Source organism: Scleromatobacter humisilvae (genome assembly GCF_023231945.1).
GTDB classification, from domain to species: Bacteria; Pseudomonadota; Gammaproteobacteria; order Burkholderiales; family Burkholderiaceae_C; genus Scleromatobacter; species Scleromatobacter humisilvae.
In genome coordinates, this window is the sequence record NZ_JAJLJH010000016.1 from 15,820 (window position 1) to 34,432 (window position 18,613).

17 protein-coding genes are annotated in these 18,613 nt (G+C 70.6%); 9 read left to right on the forward strand and 8 right to left on the reverse strand.

All coding sequences use genetic code 11. The features are described from left to right. Positions 1 to 52 precede the first annotated feature (52 nt). The 3 genes from LPC04_RS27985 to LPC04_RS27995 are packed head-to-tail and all read left to right on the forward strand — an operon-like array spanning position 53 to position 2,207. Entirely contained in the window at positions 53 to 466 is a 414-nt protein-coding gene (locus LPC04_RS27985) for an SET domain-containing protein (protein ID WP_275685628.1), read from the forward strand. A gap of 55 nt (positions 467 to 521) precedes the next feature. Next, on the forward strand, positions 522 to 1,430 hold the full coding sequence (locus tag LPC04_RS27990) for a biotin--[acetyl-CoA-carboxylase] ligase (RefSeq protein ID WP_275685629.1): 909 nt from the start codon (positions 522 to 524) through the stop codon (positions 1,428 to 1,430). Between the two features lie 54 nt (positions 1,431 to 1,484). Beyond that, the gene (locus LPC04_RS27995; RefSeq protein WP_275685630.1) at positions 1,485 to 2,207 is read left to right on the forward strand and encodes a hypothetical protein; all 723 of its coding nucleotides are present in this window, start codon (positions 1,485 to 1,487) and stop codon (positions 2,205 to 2,207) included. A 15-nt stretch (positions 2,208 to 2,222) separates the two neighbouring features. Here the strand turns inward: LPC04_RS27995 and LPC04_RS28000 are convergent, their stop codons facing one another. The 4 genes from LPC04_RS28000 to tkt form a co-directional block, all read right to left on the reverse strand. Beyond that, on the reverse strand, positions 2,223 to 2,933 hold the full coding sequence (locus tag LPC04_RS28000; protein ID WP_275685631.1) for a PEP-CTERM sorting domain-containing protein: 711 nt from the start codon (positions 2,931 to 2,933) through the stop codon (positions 2,223 to 2,225). 225 nt (positions 2,934 to 3,158) lie between these two features. Beyond that, positions 3,159 to 5,393: a S8 family serine peptidase gene (locus tag LPC04_RS28005; RefSeq protein WP_275685632.1), complete on the reverse strand. Its 2,235-nt coding sequence runs from the start codon at positions 5,391 to 5,393 to the stop codon at positions 3,159 to 3,161. 258 nt (positions 5,394 to 5,651) lie between these two features. After that, on the reverse strand, positions 5,652 to 6,650 hold the full coding sequence (gene gap / locus LPC04_RS28010) for a type I glyceraldehyde-3-phosphate dehydrogenase (protein ID WP_275685633.1): 999 nt from the start codon (positions 6,648 to 6,650) through the stop codon (positions 5,652 to 5,654). Positions 6,651 to 6,757: 107 nt separating this feature from the next. Continuing rightward, the gene (gene tkt, locus LPC04_RS28015; protein WP_275685678.1) at positions 6,758 to 8,767 is read right to left on the reverse strand and encodes a transketolase; all 2,010 of its coding nucleotides are present in this window, start codon (positions 8,765 to 8,767) and stop codon (positions 6,758 to 6,760) included. A gap of 170 nt (positions 8,768 to 8,937) precedes the next feature. On the opposite strand from tkt, the gene murU reads away from it, so the two are divergent. Beyond that, a complete protein-coding gene (gene murU / locus LPC04_RS28020) occupies positions 8,938 to 9,624 on the forward strand; it encodes an N-acetylmuramate alpha-1-phosphate uridylyltransferase MurU (RefSeq protein WP_275685634.1) in 687 nt (228 codons plus the stop codon). Positions 9,625 to 9,666: 42 nt separating this feature from the next. On the opposite strand, the gene LPC04_RS28025 is transcribed toward murU, so the two are convergent. After that, positions 9,667 to 10,650, reverse strand: a complete 984-nt coding sequence (locus LPC04_RS28025) for a potassium channel beta subunit family protein (protein ID WP_275685635.1) — start codon at positions 10,648 to 10,650, stop codon at positions 9,667 to 9,669. 86 nt (positions 10,651 to 10,736) lie between these two features. On the opposite strand from LPC04_RS28025, the gene LPC04_RS28030 reads away from it, so the two are divergent. The 3 genes from LPC04_RS28030 to LPC04_RS28040 are packed head-to-tail and all read left to right on the forward strand — an operon-like array spanning position 10,737 to position 13,720. After that, entirely contained in the window at positions 10,737 to 11,999 is a 1,263-nt protein-coding gene (locus tag LPC04_RS28030; RefSeq protein ID WP_275685636.1) for an FAD-dependent monooxygenase, read from the forward strand. Between the two features lie 30 nt (positions 12,000 to 12,029). After that, positions 12,030 to 12,962 (forward strand): carbohydrate kinase family protein, encoded by a 933-nt coding sequence (locus LPC04_RS28035; protein ID WP_275685637.1) that lies wholly within the window; start codon positions 12,030 to 12,032, stop codon positions 12,960 to 12,962. A 41-nt stretch (positions 12,963 to 13,003) separates the two neighbouring features. Next, positions 13,004 to 13,720 carry a hypothetical protein gene (locus LPC04_RS28040; RefSeq protein WP_275685638.1) on the forward strand — a complete coding sequence of 239 codons (717 nt, stop codon included), beginning with the start codon at positions 13,004 to 13,006 and terminating at the stop codon, positions 13,718 to 13,720. Positions 13,721 to 13,726: 6 nt separating this feature from the next. On the opposite strand, the gene LPC04_RS28045 is transcribed toward LPC04_RS28040, so the two are convergent. Next, entirely contained in the window at positions 13,727 to 14,650 is a 924-nt protein-coding gene (locus LPC04_RS28045) for an AraC family transcriptional regulator (protein ID WP_275685639.1), read from the reverse strand. A gap of 422 nt (positions 14,651 to 15,072) precedes the next feature. Here LPC04_RS28045 and LPC04_RS28050 point away from each other — a divergent pair, with 422 nt between their 5' ends. Then, a complete protein-coding gene (locus tag LPC04_RS28050; protein ID WP_275685640.1) occupies positions 15,073 to 15,651 on the forward strand; it encodes an SDR family NAD(P)-dependent oxidoreductase in 579 nt (192 codons plus the stop codon). A gap of 19 nt (positions 15,652 to 15,670) precedes the next feature. Here LPC04_RS28050 and LPC04_RS28055 read toward each other — a convergent pair whose 3' ends face one another. Next, positions 15,671 to 16,345, reverse strand: a complete 675-nt coding sequence (locus LPC04_RS28055) for a Type 1 glutamine amidotransferase-like domain-containing protein (protein WP_275685641.1) — start codon at positions 16,343 to 16,345, stop codon at positions 15,671 to 15,673. A gap of 162 nt (positions 16,346 to 16,507) precedes the next feature. On the opposite strand from LPC04_RS28055, the gene LPC04_RS28060 reads away from it, so the two are divergent. Then, complete coding sequence (locus LPC04_RS28060) at positions 16,508 to 18,328, forward strand: serine/threonine protein kinase (protein WP_275685642.1); 1,821 nt, start codon at positions 16,508 to 16,510, stop codon at positions 18,326 to 18,328. Positions 18,329 to 18,358: 30 nt separating this feature from the next. On the opposite strand, the gene LPC04_RS28065 is transcribed toward LPC04_RS28060, so the two are convergent. Next, a complete protein-coding gene (locus tag LPC04_RS28065; protein WP_275685643.1) occupies positions 18,359 to 18,607 on the reverse strand; it encodes a hypothetical protein in 249 nt (82 codons plus the stop codon). Positions 18,608 to 18,613: the final 6 nt, after the last annotated feature.

Sequence of the window (18,613 nt, forward strand, 5' to 3'; positions counted from 1 at the left end):
GCAAAACCATACCGTTCCCGGCGGTCGCCGCATCCAGGTACGCAAAAGCGGCGTGCATGGCAAGGGCGTCTTCGCCACCCGCGACATCGCCAAGGGCGAGGTGCTCATCGAATACCTCGGCGAGCGCATCTCCTGGGAACAGGCCCTCGACCGCCACCCGCACGACCCGTCGCAACCCGACCACACCTTCTACTTCCATGTCGACGACGGCTGGGTGCTGGACGCCAACGTCGGCGGCAACGCCGCCCGCTGGATCAACCACGCCTGCACGCCCAACTGCTTCGCCGACGAGCAAGACGGCCGCATCTTCATCACCGCGAAGAAGGCGATCAAGGAAGGCGACGAGCTGTTCTACGACTACGGCCTGGTGATCGACGAACGCTACACCAAGGCACTCAAGAAGCGCTTCGAGTGCCGCTGCGGCACCCGCGGCTGCCGCGGCACGATGCTGTCTCCCAAGAAATGAGCGTCCGCGCGGGCCCGCCCCGCGCCCGCCATCGCCCCAGCCTTCTCCAACACTCATGACCGATCCACAGGCCTCCCCTCGCCATCCGGCGAGCATCGCGCGCCCGCACTGGGGCGCGGAGGCATTGTGGCAGGCCCTGGTTCCCCTGCTGCCAGGGCTGTCGATCGAGGTCGTGCAGACGCTCGACTCGACCAACACCGAGCTCGCCGAGCGCCTGCGCAGCGCCTCGCGCGTGCAGAAGTCCCCGGGCGACCGCCGCGGCGGCCGCGTGGACGACCTGTTCCCGCAGTTGCTCGTCGCGATCAACCAGACCGCCGGCCGCGGCCGCCTCGGCCGGCGCTGGCACTCCACGCCGGGCGCGTCGCTGACGTTCTCGCTGGCCCTGCCGCTGGCGCGTGCCGACTGGTCCGGGCTGTCGCTCGCGGTCGGGCTGGCCGTGGTCGACGCGCTCGATGCGCAGGGCGGCCGCCTGGGCCTGAAGTGGCCCAATGACCTGATCCTGCGCGAACCTGGCGACGAATCCGGCGATGACAAGGGCGCCCGCACCGGACGCAAGCTCGGCGGCATCCTGATCGAGTCGGTGCAGGTCGGCGAGCAGCGCGCGGCCGTGATCGGCATCGGCATCAACGTCGTCCCGCAGCCCGTGGCCGAGGCCGACTACGGCACCGCCGCGCTGACCGAGCTGTGGCCCGAGGCCACGCCGCAGGACACGCTGGCGCGCATCGGCGAGCCGCTGGTGCGCACGCTGCTGGCCTTCGAGCGCGACGGCTTCGCGCCGCTGCAGCCGGCCTATGCGTCGCGCGACGTGCTGTGCGGCCAGTTCGTCCGGACCAGCGACCGCGACATGCCCGAGGGCGTCGCGGCCGGTGTCGACGCTGACGGCGCACTCAAGGTGGCCGCCGACGGCCAGGTGCGGCGCATCGTCAGCGGCGAAGTGAGCGTGCGGCTCGCGGGGGCCGCGTGATGCGCGCCGTCTGCGTCCGCGTCGGCGACGTGTCGTTCCTGGAGCGCTGAGGCGATGCTGCGCGCGCTCGTCCTGTTGTTCGCGCTGGTCAATGCGGGCCTTTATTTCTGGCTGCATTCCGACCCGCAGGCCCTGCAGCCCGACCGCGAGCCGCAGCGCCTGGGCCACCAGGTCTCGCCGGACGCCGTCCAGGTGCTGCCCGACGTGGCCGCCTCCGCGGTGCACGGGGCGGCATCCGCGGCTTCCACGATCTCGCGCGCGGACAGCGGCGCAGCCGTGGCCGCCACGCTGACGCTGTCGACCCGGTCCGGCGAGACCGCCCTCGATTGCGCCGAGACGCCGGCGCTGGACGACGCCCAGTTCGCGGCGTTGAAGGCGGCGCTCGCCAAGGCGGGCGTGCCGGCCGAGGCGATCGCCGAGCGCCGCCAGCCTCAGGACGGAGCCTGGATCGTCTACCTGGGCCGCTTCGCCGACGCGCAGACCTGGCAGCAGAAGGCCGACGAGCTCAGGAAGCTGGACGTCAAGTTCGAGCGCGTGAACACGCCCGGCACGCTGGCGCCGGGCCTGTCGCTGGGCCAGTTCAAGTCGCAGGCCGAGGCCGGCAAGAAGCTCGACGCCCTGACCGGCCAGGGCGTGCGCGGCGCGCGCATCGTCGTGCTGACCGCGCCGACGATGCAGCGCCACCTGCAGGTGCGCGCCGCCGACCCGGCCTGGCATCACGCCACCGGGGCGCAGCGCTTCGACAGCTGCCCGCTGGACGCGCCGTCCAGCACCTGACGCGCGCGGCCTGCGTCAGCGCATCGACCGGCGGCGCGCGGCCATCGCCAGCACGCTGACGCCGGCCAGCAGCATGCCGATCGAGCCCGGCTCGGGCACCGACGTGATGACCGGCTTGTCGCTGAACGTCAGCCCGCTGAACAGCGCGATGTCGCCGTTGTCGTTCTGGTTGATCGTGAACGAGGCGATGGTGTCGCCGGCGAAGCTGCCTGGCAGCGTGAACTCGCGCAGGTCGAGGCGCTGCGGGTCAGGCAGGCCGTTGTCGAACCACGGGAAGGTCGTCGACGCGATCGTGTTGGTGAACACGTTCTGGTTGTAGTCGCGCGTGTCGACGCCGCCGATCGACTGGTACGTCACCGAGTCGCCGTTGGTCGCCTTGATCGTGATGTCGTATTCGTCCAGGCCCGGCGTGCCGTAGTAGTTGTTCAGCAGCGCATAGAACGACGCCTGGCCCGTGATGCCGAGCCCGCTCAGGTCGACGACCAGGCTGCTGTTCGGACCCGGCGCCAGCCAGGTGCCCATCACGCTCGGGTTGGCGGGGTTGGGCGAGGTCTTGAACACGACGCCCGAGCCCTGGTTGCCCGTCGAGGTGCCGATCGGGAAGGTGTCGGGCCGGATCGACACGTTGCCATTGACGTACGACGAGATGTCGACCGGCGTGTAGGTGGCGAACGCCGGCCCGGCCGAGGCCAGGGCCAGCGCGGCGGCGAGGAATCTTGCTTTCATGGACCACTCCTGTTGTTGGGAACGCTGCGGACGATCTGCCGCGAAGTTCGCGGCAAAGCGCCGAGGCTGGGGCCCGCCGCGGGCCGCCTCAATCCCTAGCGCCGTCGACAACGCTGCCAACTCACCCAAAGTGGTCAACCAACGTGCTCGGCCATGAAAAAAGGCCGCTGCATCGCTGCAGCGGCCGGCATCGCAGGTCGCGCGCCAGCGAGGCGCGCGGGCGCGTCACGCGCGGGGGCGACGCGCGCGCGGGCGCAGGAGCAGCCCGGCGAGGGCCAGCGCCAGCAGCCAGGCCGGGTTCGCGGCGCCGCCGCCACCGCCACCGCCACCGCCGCCGCCGGTGCTGCCGCCGCCGGTGGAAGCCGCCGTCACCGTGATGCTCACCGTCGTGCTGTTGGTCAGGCCGCTGGTGGGATCGGTGACGGTCAGGCGCACCTCGCCCGTGCCCGCCGACACGCCGGTGACCACGACGCTGGCGCCCGTCGTGCTGCCCAGGCTGACGAAGCCGTCGCCATCGGGGATCGACCACTGGTAGGTCAGCGCCGTCCCGCTGGAGCCGACGACGCTGGTCGCGCCGCTGAGCGTGAGCGTGCTGCCCGCGACGACGCTGCCACCGGCCGGCGCCACGACCGCGGTCGGGGCCGTGTAGGTCGGCGCCGAGCCCGTGGACAGCGCGGCGGCGGCGATCACGGCCCGGCCGGCGTCGAGCATGCCGGCGCCGCAGGTACTCGTCGTGCAGATGCATTCGTCCTGGGTGGTCGTGCTGCCGCTGGCGGGCACCGTGCACACCGGCGGTTGCGGCGTGGTGTCGCTGACGGTCGGGAACGGCCGCGCCGTGGACTTCAGGATGTCGATGACCTGCTGGTTGGTCAGGTTCGGCGCCGCCGACAGCATCAGTGCCACCGTCCCCGCCACCATCGGCGTCGCGAAGCTGGTGCCGAGGCTGATGTGGTTGACGCCGTCCGAATAGATGCCGCCGTTGGCGACTGGCGCCGTCGCGCCGGAGTTGATCGCGGTGATGATCGGGTACAGGCAGGGCGTCGCCGCCGTCACGTTCGTGTTGACGCAGTTGCCGCCCGGCGCGGCGATCGTGACCTCGGGGCCGATGTCGGAGAAGCCGACCTTGGTGCCGGCGTGGCGCAGGCCGGCCACGGCGATCACGAGCGGTGTCTTGTTGGTGTCGCTGGTGGCCGGCTGGCAGTTGGCGGGAACCGCGACCGACAGGCCCTCGTCGTTGCCGGCGGCGGCGACGACGATCACGCCCTTGTTGCGCAGCGCCGTGAACGCATCGACGTAGGCCGGCGCATCGGTCGCGCAGTTCCCGGAGCTGCCCAGGCTCATGTTGATGACCCGGGCCGGATGCGCGTTGGCCGGCACGTTGGCGACGGCGATGCCGCCGGACCACAGCGCGGCCGCGATGATGTCGGAGTCGTAGCCGCCGCACTTGCCCAGCGCCCGCGCCGCGATGACGGGCGTGTCGTAGCCGGTGCCGGCCATGCCGGCGCCGTTGTTGGTGGCCGCGCCCAGGATGCTGGCGGTCTGCGTGCCGTGCCAGCTGCTGTTGACGGCGACCGCCGAGCCGGGCGGGTCATCCGGGAAGTCGGCGTCGTTGCACTTGTAGAACGGGCCGCTCGAGTTGGAATTCTCGGCGGCGGTGACGTAGTCGCCCGGATCGGACGGATCGGGGTCGGCCAGGTTGCCGTCATTGGCGGTGGCGATGGCGTCGGACGAGTTCGCCAGGCCGAGGCCGTAGATTCTGTTGCTGGCGCCCCAGCCGATGAAGTCGTAGCCCGTCAACATCTTGCTGTCGAGGTCGGGATGCTGGGTGATGCCGGTGTCGACATCGCCGATCACGATGGACGACGAACCGTGCGTGATGGCCCAGGCCGGCTCGATGTTGATGCCAGAGACGACGTTCTCGACAGTCGGAGTGATCTGGCCATTGGCTCCCATGACCGGCACGGTTTCGGAGTACGCCGCGCGCAGGTACCACTGGCCGGACTGCGGCGCGTCGATCGACTGGCCGTCCGGATAGAGCAGGTCGTTGACCGCCGCGGCCTGCGCAAAGCGGCGGCGATCGACCTGCGCCCATTCGACGTCGCTGTCCGCGTTCAGCGCCGCGACGAGCGCCGACGACGACATGCCCGTGGACGTCATGACCTGCGTGCGCGCCCCCAGCGCGCGGCCGTCGCTCAGCGCGACGCCGAGGCGGGCGCTCATCACGCTGGCCTTCTGCGGACCGGCGGCCGTGCTGGCGCTGGCCGCCGAGGTCGACGTCGACAGGATGGACGAGCGCTCCCGGAACTTGACGATCACGCGACCGGCGGCGACAGACTCGGGCAGGTGCGTCGGCGACTTGTGCACCGGGTTGTACTCGACCGCGACCACGGCCGCGCCCAGGGCGGCGGTGACCGCGGCGCCAAGACTGATCGCACTCAGCAACCGGCTCAAACGTGCCATCGAACTCTCCGAAAGGTTGGCGGCGCCCGCGACGCAGGGCCTCGTTATGAATGCCAGTCTAGTGGCGATCGGGTTGCAAACGCGTTGCGCCTTTGCGTCCAGCCGGACAATTGGCCGCCCCAATTGGAAAACGAACGTATCCGCTGCGGCATTCGTCACGCCCGGGCGGGGAGACGATCCTTCAGCTTCGCGCAGGGTTTGCGACGCGGCCAAAAGAAAGGGCTCCCTCAGGAGCCCCGTCTCGTCCGATGCCGCCGTTCAGCCGGCGACGACGCGTGCCATCTCGAGCACCTTGTTCGAGTAGCCCCACTCGTTGTCGTACCAGGCCACGACCTTGACGAAGGTCTTGTCCAGCGCGATGCCAGCGTCGGCGTCGAACACCGACGTCATCGACTCGCCGCGGAAGTCGGTGGAAACGACCTTCTCCTCGGTGTAGCCCAGCACGCCCTTCATCGCGCCCTGCGACGCGGCCTTCATGGCGTTGCAGATGTCGTCATAGCTGGCTTCCTTGACCAGTTCGACGGTCAGGTCGATCACCGAGACGTCGGACGTCGGCACGCGGAACGACATGCCGGTGAGCTTCTTGTTCAGCTCGGGGATCACGACGCCCACGGCCTTGGCCGCGCCCGTCGACGACGGGATGATGTTCTCGAGGATGCCGCGGCCGCCGCGCCAGTCCTTGTTGGACGGGCCGTCGACGGTCTTCTGCGTCGCGGTGGTCGCGTGCACCGTGGTCATCAGGCCGCGCTTGATGCCAAAGGTGTCGTTGAGCACCTTGGCCACCGGAGCCAGGCAGTTCGTCGTGCACGAGGCGTTGGAGATGATGGCCTGGCCGGCGTAGGTCTTGTCGTTGACGCCGTAGACGAACATCGGCGTGTCGTCCTTGGACGGCGCCGACAGGATCACTTTCTTGGCGCCCGCGTCGATGTGCTTCTGCGCCGTTTCCTTCGTGAGGAACAGACCGGTCGACTCGACGACGACGTCGGCGCCGATCTCGCCCCACTTCAGCTCCGCCGGATCCTTGACGGCCGTCAGGCGGATGCGCTTGCCATTGACGATCAGCGTGCCGTTGTCGATCGACGCCTCGCCCTTGAAGCGGCCGTGCACCGAGTCGTGCTTGAGCATGTACAGCAGGTAGTCCGCCTCCAGCAGGTCGTTGATGCCGACGACCTCGATGTCGGAGAAGTTCTGCACGGCGGCGCGGAACACCATGCGCCCGATGCGGCCGAAGCCGTTGATGCCGATCTTGATGGTCATGTCGATGTCTCTCTGTCTCGAAGTAAAGGAATCTGGGTGCGCGAAGCGGAGTCTGCCTGCTGCGGGTTACGGCGCAGGAACTTTCGTCCCCGCACCGCAGCATGGTCTTACTTGCCGACGACCTTGCGCGCCACGGCGACGATGTTGTCCGCCGTGATGTCGAAGAACTTGAACAGGTCCGGCGCCGGTGCCGATTCGCCGAAGCGATCCAGGCCGACGACCGCGGCGGCGCCGTACTTCCACCAGAAGTCGGTGACGCCGGCCTCGATGGCCACGCGCGGCACGCCGCGCGGCAGCACCTGCACCTTGTACGACTCGCTCTGGCGGTCGAACACGCTGGTCGACGGCACCGAGACGACGCGCGCCGCAATCTTGAGCTTGGCCAGCTGCTCCTGCGCCTGCAGCGCCAGGTGCACTTCCGAGCCCGTGGCCATCAGCACCACCTGGGCCTTCTTGTTGATGCCGACTTCCGACGGCTCGGCCAGCACGTACGCGCCCTGCGTGATGACGTCGGCATCGGCCTTGGGCAGGTAGGGCAGGTTCTGGCGCGACAGCAGCAGCGCGCTCGGGCGATGCTTCTGCACCAGCGCCATCGTCCAGGCGACGGCGGTCTCGGTGGTGTCGGCCGGGCGCCAGACGTCCAGACCCGGGATCAGGCGCAGGCTGGCGGCGTGCTCGACCGACTGGTGGGTCGGGCCGTCCTCGCCGAGGCCGATCGAGTCGTGCGTGAACACGTGCACGACGCGGCGCTTCATCAGCGCGGCCATGCGGATCGCGTTGCGGCTGTAGTCGCTGAACGTGAGGAACGTGCCGCCGTACGGGATGTAGCCGCCGTGCAGCGCGATGCCGTTCATGATCGCGGCCATGCCGAACTCGCGCACGCCGTAGTTGATGTGGCGGCCGATCTTGCCCTCGGTCGTCATCACCTGGCCCTGCTCGCCGAAGCGCAGCGACGGCGTGCTCTTGGTGTTGGTCAGGTTGGAGCCGGTCAGGTCGGCCGAGCCGCCCAGCATTTCCGGCAGCGCGGCGGTGAAGGCTTCCAGCGCGATCTGGCTGGCCTTGCGGCTGGCGACGGTCTCGGCCTTGTCGTGCGCGGCGCCGACGGCCTCGGCGGCGATCTCGGCGAAGTTCGCCGGCAGCTCGCCGAGCATGCGGCGATGGAAGGCCTTGGCGAGCTCGGGGTGCGCGGCCTCGTAGGCGTTGAACTCCTCCGTCCACTCGGCCTCGGCCTTGGCGCCGGCGTCCCTGGCGTCCCACGCGGCGTAGATGTCGGCGGGGACCTCGAACGGCGCATGATCCCAGCCCAGCGCCTTGCGCGTCAGCGCGATCTCGTCGGCGCCCAGCGCCTCGCCGTGCGCCTTGGACGTGCCGGCGCGATTCGGCGAACCCTTGCCGATGACCGTCTTGCAGACGATCAGCGTCGGGCGGTCGGCGCTCTTCAGCGCTTCCTCGATCGCGGCGTCGACGACCTCGATGTCATGCCCGTCGACCTTGTCCACGACGTTCCAGCCGTAGGCGATGAAGCGCGCGGCGACGTCGTCGATGAACCACGGCGCGACCTGGCCGTCAATGGAGATGCCGTTGTCGTCGTAGATCGCGACCAGCTTGTTCAGGCGCCAGGCGCCGGCCAGCGCGCAGGCCTCGTGGCTGATGCCCTCCATCAGGCAGCCGTCGCCCATGAAGACGTAGGTGTGATGGTCGACGATGTCGTGGCCGGGGCGGTTGAACTCGGCGGCCAGCAGCTTCTCGGCCAGCGCCATGCCGACCGCGTTGGCCAGGCCCTGGCCCAGCGGGCCGGTCGTCGTCTCGATGCCGGGCGTGACGTCGACTTCCGGGTGGCCCGGTGTCTTCGAGTGCAGCTTGCGGAAGTTCTTCAGCTCGCCGATGGGCAGGTCGTAGCCGGTCAGGTGCAGCAGCGCGTACTGCAGCATCGAGCCGTGGCCGTTGGACAGCACGAAGCGGTCGCGGTTGTGCCAGTGCGGGTTGGCCGGGTTGTGCGACAGGTGGCGCGACCACAGCGCCACGGCGATGTCGGCCATGCCCATCGGGGCACCGGGGTGTCCGGAGTTGGCCGCCTGGACGGCGTCCATCGCGAGCGCGCGGATGGCGTTGGCCATCAGGGTGGGCATCGGCGAAGCGACGGAGGTATCGGCGGGAACGACGTTCGAGATCTCGGACATGGACGACTCTTTTTGGGGCCAGATCGGCGGGGGCGGAGCCCGCGATTTTAGACGGGAGGCCGGCAAACGCGGGGAAAACCCGTGACCAGCCCTTTTACACTGCGTGAATGAAGGCACTGATCCTGGCCGCCGGCCGCGGCGAACGCATGCGGCCGCTGACCGACCATACGCCCAAGCCGCTGCTCGAGGTCCGCGGCAAGCGGCTGATCGAATGGCATCTCGAGGCGCTCGCGCGGGCGGGCGTTCGCGAGGTCGTCGTCAACACCGCCTGGCTCGAGGAGCAGTTCCCGGCCGCGCTGGGCGACGGCTCGCGATACGGCGTGCACATCACGTACTCGTTCGAAGGCCGCGACCACGGCGGCGCGCTGGAGACGGCCGGCGGCATCGCGAAGGCGCTGCCGTTGCTGGGCGACGCGTTCTGGGTCGTCTCGGGCGATGTCTACATTCCAGGCTTCGCGTTCGATCCCGTGGACGCGACGCTGTTCGTCGAGAGCGATGCGCTCGGCGAGTTGTGGTTGGTGAAGAACGCGCCGCATCATCCGGCCGGCGACTTCGGCATCGACGCCGATCGCCTCGCCAGTCGGACGGCAGGGCCCAAGCTGACCTGGGCCAGTGTCGGCCTGTTCCGGGCGGCGCTGTTCCGCGACATCCCGGTGGGCACGAAGATGGCACTGCGGCCGAAGCTCGAACGCGCCATCGACGAAGGCCGCCTGCGCGCAGAGTTCTTCGGCGGAAGCTGGACGGACGTCGGGACGATGGAACGTCTCGCGGCGCTGAACGCCCCGTTGAAATGAAAAAGGCCCGGCATGCCGGGCCTTCGTGCGCGACAGCGTGGCTCAGTCGGCCAGCGGCGCCGTGATCTCGTCGATGCGCTTGAGCACGTCCGGCGTCAGCTTCGCAATGATCTCCGCCGCCTTCAGGTTGTCCTTCAGCTGCTTGACGCTGGACGCGCCGGTGATGACGGTGCTGACGTGCGGATTCTTCGCCACCCACGCGATCGCCAGCTGCGCGGTCGTCGCGCCCAGGTCGCGCGCGATCGGCTCCAGCTTCGCGACGGCGGCGTTCTTGGCCTGGTCGGTCAGCGCGTCGTGCAGGAAGCTCATGTTCTGCATCGCGCCGCGGCTGTCGGCCGGGATGCCGCTCTTGTACTTGCCGGTCAGCAGGCCCGAGGCCAGCGGGCTCCACGTCGTCAGGCCCAGGCCGATGTCGTCGTAGAGGCGCGCGAATTCCTTCTCGACCTTCTCGCGATGGAACAGGTGGTATTGCGGCTGCTCCATCACCGGCTTGTGCAGGTGGTGGCGCTCGGCGATGTCCCAGGCGGCGCGGATGTCGGCCGCCGTCCACTCGCTGGTGCCCCAGTAGAGCGCCTTGCCCTGCGTGACCATGTCGCTCATCGCGTGCACGGTCTCCTCGATGGGCGTGTTCGGGTCGCCGCGATGGCAGTAGACGAGGTCGAGGTGTTCCAGCCCGAAGCGCTGCAGCGAGCCGTCGATGGCCTGCATCAGGTACTTGCGGTTCAGCGTGTTCTTGCGGTTGACGGTGATGCCGCCCGCATCGGGCAGGCCCCAGAAGAACTTGGTCGACACGCTGTAGTTCAGCCGCGCCCAGCCCAGCTTCTTCAGCGCCGCGCCCATCACCTCCTCGCTCTTGCCGCCGGCGTAGGCCTCGGCGTTGTCGAAGAAGTTGACGCCGGCGTCGTAGGCCGCGGCCATCATCTCGACGGCGGCGTTGACGTCCACCTGGTTGGCGTAGGTGACCCAGGAACCGAGCGACAGCTCGCTCACTTGCAGGCCGGCGCGGCCCAGTCGACGGTATTGCATTGGCGTATCTCCATGACGGCGCCCGCGTATCAACACGACCGCGGGCATCGGGCCACAATAGCATTCCACCCCTGACCTTTGCATCCATGGTGACAACCCACGACACCCGACGAACCGCGCCGCCGCGGCTGGCCGTGATCGGCGGCGGCCCGGTGGGCCTGTCGCTGGCCCTGCTCGCGCGGCAACGCCTGCCGGGCTGGTCGGTCAGCGTGTTCGACACGCGCGACGCCGCCAAGGACATCACCGGCGATCCGCGCACCCTCGCCCTGTCGCTCGGCAGCGTGCAGATGCTGGAGCGCCTGCGCGCCTGGCCCGGCGCCAAGTCCGCGCCGATCCGCCAGGTGCACGTGTCGCAGGCGCCGCCGACGCTGGCAACGCCGTTCGGCGAGGCGGTCGTCCACATCCGCGCCGACGAACTGGACGTGCCCATGCTCGGCGCGGTGCTGAGCTACGGCACGCTGCTCGCGCCGCTGCAGCAGGCCTTCCTCGATGCGTGCACGACCAGGGACGGCGCGCTCGGCACGACGGAGGCCGGCCTGCACGCGCGCTTCGGCACGGCCGTCGCCGACGTCAAGACCGACGGCGACGGCGTCGTCGTCACGCCCGAGGGCAGCGTCGGCGAGCGCTTCGACCTGGCCGTGATCGCCGAGGGCGGCGTGTTCGCGGAGCAGTCGCGCAAGGCCGTCACGCACGACTACCGGCAGACCGCCTGGGTCGGCACCGTCACGCTCGAAGGCGCGACGCCCGGCCTCGCGATGGAGCGCTTCACGCGCGACGGCCCGCTCGCGCTGCTGCCGCTGCCCGCGTTGCCGGGCGCCGATCCGAAGACCTCGCGCGCCGCGCTCGTGTGGTGCGTGGACTCGGCCGACGACCCGGTCGCGCCGCTGACCGACGCGCAGCGCCTGGCCGTGCTCGCCACGCGGCTGCCCGACGCCGTCGGCACGCCGGTGGCGATCTCGCCGCTGAAGTCGTTCGCGCTGGGGCTCAACGCCGAGGCCAGCCTGGTCGACGGCCGCGTCGTGCGCATCGGCAACGCGGCGCAGACGCTGCATCCGGTCGCCGGGCAGGGCCTGAATCTCGGGCTGCGCGATGCGTTCCTGCTGGTCGATCGATTGGCCGATTGCGCGCAGTCCACCGATGCCGGCGTCGCGCATGCGCTGCGCGGGCTCGCGTTCGCGCGCGCGCCCGACCGCTGGAGCGTGATCGGCGCGACCGACTTCCTTGCGCGCAGCTTCACGTGGCACGCGCCCGGACTCGCGGCCGCGCGCGGGCTGGGCCTCGCGACGCTGCAGGCGATGCCGTTCGCCAAGCGCGTGTTCGCGCGCCAGATGATGTTCGGCTGGCGCTGAATCCTCCAGTTAGCTCAAAGAGAGACAAGCATGTTCGTGGTCGCGGGCGAAGCCCTGATGGATGTGTTCACGGGCGCGACGACGCCCTCCGGCATCGCGCTCGACGCCCGCATCGGCGGCTCGCCGCTGAACGTGGCCTTCGGTCTCGCGCGCATGGGGCAGAAGGTCGCCTTCCTCGGCGGCGTCTCGAACGGCGAGCTGGGCAACCGGCTGGTGGATGCGCTGCGCGCCGAGGGCGTGTCGCTGGACGCCGTGCATCGCAGCGCCGCGCCGACGACGATCAGCCTGATCGGCGTCGACGCCAAGGGCGTGCCCGAGTACGCGTTCTACGGCACCGGCGCCGCCGACCGCACGCTGCCGCTCGAGGCGCTGGAACGCATGCCCGCCGACGCGCGCGTGCTGCACGTCGGCTCGTACACGATGGTCGTCGGCGACACCGCCGCCACGCAGCGCGCGTTGATCGACCGCGTGCGCGGCAGGACGGTGGTCAGCTACGACCCCAACCTGCGCCTGAACGTCGAGCCGAGCCTGCAGGTCTGGCGCGACACGCTCGAATGGATGCTGCCGCGCACCGACGTCCTCAAGCTCAGCGACGAAGACCTGGGCCTGCTGTATCCGGGCATCGACGCCGCCGCCTTCGCCGCCGACTGCCTCGGCAAGGGCGCCGGCCTCGTCGCGCTCACCCGCGGCGCCCACGGCGCGTTCGCCTGGCACGCGAGCGGCGTGTGCGAGGTGCCGCCGGTCAAGGTCGACGTGATCGACACCGTCGGCGCCGGCGACACCTTCCAGGCCGCGCTGCTGACGCGCCTCGACGAGCTCGGCGCGCTGTCGCCCGCCGGCGTGCGCGGCATGGGCGCCGAGACGCTGCTCGACGCGATGCGCTTCGCGGCCCAGGCGGCGGCGATCACCTGCTCGCGCAAGGGGGCGGACCTGCCGCGGCGGGCGGAGTTGGGGATTCGCTGAGTCGCCTGCGCGCGCCAAGATCGCCCGCAAAGGGGGCGCGCATGGCCACGAAGCAGGAACTCGAGGAACAGAAGCTCCAGCTGGAGATCGAGGCGCTGAGGCGCCCGAACGCGCGCAACCCCACGTTCTGGATCAGCGTCGTCACCGCGGCGGTCGCGGTGGCCGGCGTGCTGGCGCAGAGCTACATCTCGAAGTACGAGGTCGCCAAGGCGGACTACACGGTCGCCAAGGCCCAGGCCGACGCCGCCTCGGCGATCGAGCAGCGCGATCGCGCCGGCAAGGAGCTCGCGAGCATCCAGAGCGACGAGGACACCGCGCGCCAGCAGGTGGCCGACCTCGACGCGCAGCGCGCGAACCTCGAGGCGCGCTTCGGCCAGCTGGTCAAGGCCGTCGACAGCACGCCGGGCGGCGCGACGACCGAAGTCAAGGTCGCGACCAAGGCGGCGGCCAACGCGTATTACCTGGTGGGCGTCTACAGCTTCGGCGCGCCGCCGCAGGTCATGGCGAGTTTCGTCGCCAAGCTGCAGGAAGCCGGCTACTCGGTGATCAAGGCGCAGGCGCTGGACAAGCGGGAGCCCTGGCTGTCGCCCAGGACGGCGGTGCTTTACTACGACGAGTCCGCCAAGCCGAAGGCGCAGTGGATCGCGCAGACGCTGCACGACGCGGGCGCCGGCGAGGTGGCCGTCGACAAGGGCAGCGGCACCGGCATCCCCGCCGGCCGCGCGGCGACGAGCTTTCGCGTGCACATCATCGGTTGAGCGCGCTCAGGGCCGGTCGCGCCCCTCGTGCGCCGGCGCGTACGCGGCATGCACGCTTCGCTGCTCCTCCACCGGCGTGCGGCCGAACAGGCGCTTGAACTCGCGGCTGAACTGCGACGCGCTCTCGTAGCCGACGCGGCTCGACGCCCGGCTCGCGCTGACGCCGTCCTGGATCATCAGCAGCCGCGCCTTGTGCAGCCGCGTCGCCTTCAGGTACTGGATCGGCGACGTCGCCGTCACCGTCTTGAAGTGCGCGTGGAACGCCGCCGCGCTGAGGTTGACCTCCTGCGCCAGCGTGTCGATGTCGAGCCGCTGGTGGAAGTCGACGTGGATGCGGTGCAGCGCCTTGGCGATCTGGCCGAAGTGGCCGCGCTGAGCCAGCGCCGCGCGCAGCGCCGGGCCCTTGGGGCCGGTCAGCACGCGGTAGCAGACCTCGCGCATCAGGCTCGCGCCGAACAGCCGCGTCTCGAGCGGCGAGCGCAGCGCGCGCAGCAGGCGGATCACCGACTCGCCCAGCGGCGCATCGATGGGGGCCGACACGAGGCTTTCCGCGGCGACGGCCGACTCGCCGGAGGCGTCCAGCGCCAGCACCAGGTCGGCGACGATGCCCAGGTCCAGCTTGACCTTCATGACCAGCAGCGGCTCCTCGGGCGAGGCGAAGCTCTCGCCTTCGAACGGCATCGGCACCGAGGCGACCATGAACTGGTGGGCGCCGTAGTCCATCACCTGGTCGCCGAAATAGCCGCGCTTGCGGCCCTGGCAGACGATCAGCACGCAGGGCTCATAGAGCGCCGGCGTGCGCGGCAGCGAGCGGTTGGAACGGCCGAAGGCCACGCCTTCGAGCAGCGAGGGCGTCATGCCCTCCTCGGGCGCCAGCTGGGCCACCAGGGCCGTCATTTCCGCGCGCAGCGCGGCGTCGTCGTGCGCCATGGCGCGTTCTCCGGGCTTGTCGTCGATGTCCGCACTCTAAAGGAACAGGCCAGGAATCGGAATCCGAATTGTCATATTCCGGAGCTTTTTATAGTTTTAGGCAAGAAGTCTGGAGTTTCTGGACTTCACGCCGGCGCCGCCATTTCCTAAACTGCGTTCACCCGGCCTCGAAAGAGATCGGCGCGTGCGGCCTCCCGGCCGCCCTGCGAAGCGGCCCGACGTGGCCCGCCGCGGAGAGACGACGCGCCCTTCCCGCCTGCGACGAGCCCGGGACGCATCACCGCACCGCAGGCGCCCGCACTCCGCGGGCCGTGACGTTCGCGAAGCGTCACGCCGGCATCCCTTTGATCACCCGACGCCCTCGGCGCGCGCCCTCCGCGTGGCCGGCGGCATGCATGACTGTCCCATTCGAGGAGAAGATGATGAATCGACAAACATGGTTCGTGACCGGCGCGGCTTCCCATCTCGGCGCCGACATCGTCCGCCAGGCACTGGCCGCCGGCCACCAGGTCGTGGCCGCCGACGACGATGCGCTCGCCGTCCTGCGCCGGGTCGGCCGCGTGGCGGACGAACGCCTGCTCGCGCTGGGGCTCGACCCCGTCGACACGCGCGACGTCGCCGCGACCGTCCAGGCCGCGGTCGCGCGCTTCGGCGGCATCGACGTGCTGGTGCACGGCGCCTCCGAGGCCAGCCCGCAGACCGAATTCGACAGCCCGCCGCCCTACGACTTCAGCGCCTCCGTGCGCGCGCTGTTCAACGTGACGCGCGGCGTGCTGGAGGCGATGCGCGAGCAGTGCGCCGGCCGCATCGTGCACCTGGTGCCGGCGCCGGGCCGGCAGCGCGGGCCCACGCTGTTCTCGATCGCCGGCTTCTGCGAGGCGGTGGCGGCGGACGTCGCGCCGTTCGGCATCGAGGTGACGGCCCTGCCGGCGCACGGCGCGACGGCGCTGCTGCGCTCGTCGTCGGGCTCGGATCGGGACGAGCTGCTGGCACAGGCGTGACCGCGCCGGCCCGGCCCGCTCAGCCGGGGAAGAACTTCCAGTGCCCTTCCGAGACGACCTCGACGCGGCCGTCGACGACCTTGAGCGCGGTCTCGTCGTCGATCGCGTAGGACGGGCAGCCGATGCGGGACGCCCAGCGTTCCGCGTGGGCCATCGAGTTCTCGGGGAACGTCGGGTAGTCCAGGTGCGGGAAGATCGCGAAGTCGACGACGCCCAGCGCGCGGTCGTCGCCGGTGATGGACGGCTTCGCCTCGACGAAGTCCTCGCCGACCCGGGGCGTCATGACCATGCTGCCGGCGCTGAGGCCGGCCCAGACCTTGTCGGGCATGTCCGCCAGCAACTCCGCCAGGCCGGACTGCCGCATCCAGTGCGCCAGGTAGACGGCGTCGCCGCCGTTGACCAGCAGGACGTCCGCCTCGCGAACCCAGCGCGTCCAGCGCTCCCGGGCGATGCCGGGCAGCGCGGTCAGCTCCAGCAAGCCCACCGATTTCCAGCCGAGTTCGCACATCGGCGTGAGCGGCTGGTTGCCGCTGACGAAGCGCCAGGCGCCCACCGGACTGCCCATCGGGTGACCGTATCCGGCCGTGGGGATGCACAGGGCGTTGCAGTCGGCGATGGGCTTGCCGAGGAGGTCGAGCAACGCGGCGTGGATGCTCGGGTTCTTGATGCCGGCGGAGGTGAGGAGCAGTTTCATGATGCCTTTCCGAAGCCTGGCAGCACGGGCCAGTCGTTGGCGACGAATGGCGGCGCCGGAAATCGACATCGGCGCGATCGCCGCGCATTTTGACGCTGCGTCCACCGCCGGGCGGGTTGGGCCGTTGAGCACGGATCGCCGGCTGCGGCACACTACGCCACCATGTCCGATCCCTCGAACACCCGATCCGGCGCCGCGGTTCCCGCGGAAAGCGGCAACGACGCGCTGCCGACCGGCACCCGTCTCGCGGAATTCGAGATCCGCGAGGTGCTGGGCGCCGGCGGCTTCGGGATCGTCTACCGGGCCTGGGACCACGCGCTGCAGCGGGACGTGGCCCTCAAGGAATACATGCCGGTCTCGCTGGCCGGCCGCGGCGCCGGCCAGCGCGTGACCCTGCGCACCAGCGCGCACGACGACAGCTTCGCCGTCGGACTGCAGTCCTTCGTCAACGAGGCCCGCCTGCTCGCGCGCTTCGACCATCCGGCGCTGGTCAAGGTCTTCCGCTTCTGGGAGGGCAACGGCACCGCCTACATGGCCATGCCGCTCTACAAGGGCCGCAACCTGCGCGAACTGCGCAAGGAGCGCGGCGCCGGCGGCTTCGACGACGCCTGGATGCGCGCGCTGATCGAGCCGCTGCTGGGCGCGCTCGAGACGATGCACGACGCCGCCGTCTACCACCGCGACATCGCGCCCGACAACATCCTGTGGTGCGACAACCAGCGCCCCGTGCTGCTCGACTTCGGCGCCGCCCGCCTGGTGCTGGCCGACCGCACGCAGAACGTCACCGCCATCCTGAAGCCGCAGTTCGCGCCGATCGAGCAGTACGCCGAGACGCAGTCCATGCGCCAAGGGCCCTGGACGGATCTGTACGCGCTGGCCGGCACCTGCTACTTCCTGCTGACCGGCCGCGCCCCGCTGCCCGCCACCGGGCGGGTGATGGGCGACGAGCTGGAGCCGCTGGCGCGCATCGCGCCGCGCGGCTGCTCGAAGGAGCTGCTGCGCGTGCTGGACTGGGCGATGGCGGTGCGGCCGCAGGATCGTCCGCAATCGGTGACGCAGATGCGCGACGCCCTCGCCGGACGCAGCGCCGTGCCGGGCCCCGCCACGGCGCAGGCATCGGCGGCGACGGCGTCTCCGGCCCCGCCGGTCGATGCGGGCTACGAGAAGACGATCCAGGCGACGATGCGCGTCGCCCCGACCCAGCGCATCCCGGCACCGCCCGCGCCGGCCAGGCCCAGCCGCCACCCCGACGAGCTGGAAGCCCCGGAGCGCAGCGTGATGCTGCCGCCGAAATCGCAGTCGCCGCTGAAGGCCCTGGTGCTGCTGCTCGTGCTGGGCGCGGCGGCGGCCGGCGCCTGGACGACGCGGCAGCAGTGGATGCCGATGGTCGGCCTGAAGACGGCCGCGCTGGCGGCGGCCGAGGCCGCATCGGCGCCGGACATCGCGGCCAGCGATGCCGCGGGGTCGCCGGTCGCCGCGTCGGCCCCTGTCGCGGAAGCGGCATCGGCATCGGCGCCGCCCTCGCAAGCGCTGGCCACGACGGAGGAGGCCGTCGCGAGCACGCCCGCGGTCGTCGAAGCCGCATCCGCTGCGCCCGAACCAGCTCGTGCCGCGGAGAAGGCGGAGGCGGCGGCGCGCGCGAAGTCGGCGCGCGAGGCCCGCGGCAAGGCCCTGGAGGCAAGGATCGCGGCGCTCAAGCTGCCGCCACCGGTGCTTCCCCCACCGCCACCCGGCGCCGCCGGGGCCACGGACACTTCAGCCGTGGCCAAGCCCGCGCCGGAGACGGTCGCCCCGGTGCCCTCGGCCGCGGCGCCCGCGGCCCGCGCGCCGAACTGGCGCGAGGTCTGCGCCGACCAGGAGCCGGCCAAGATCGCCGCGTGCGTCAAGAAGCTGTGCGACAACGACGCGCGCTTCGAGCACTATCCGATCTGCAAGCGGATGCGGCGGCAGGAACTGCAGCAGCAACGCACCGGGTCGGAATAGCCGGCTTCGCCGCGGGCGGCCTTGAAAGGCTCAGCCGCCCTTGCCGACCGACGCGCTGCCCATCGGTCCGTCGGCCTTGGCACCGCTCGCGGCGTTCGCTCGCTTCTTGTGGGTGACCTTCTTCGGAGTGGTCGACCCGTGCCTTGCAGCGGTTGCCGAGCTGGCGGATCCGTCCGGGCCGCCAACGCCCGAATCGCCGGGGCCACCTTCGGCGTGCGCGATTCCCATTGCGGCGATAACGGCGAACAGGGCAGTCGTCCTGCGAATGGCGTGGTGCATGTCGAT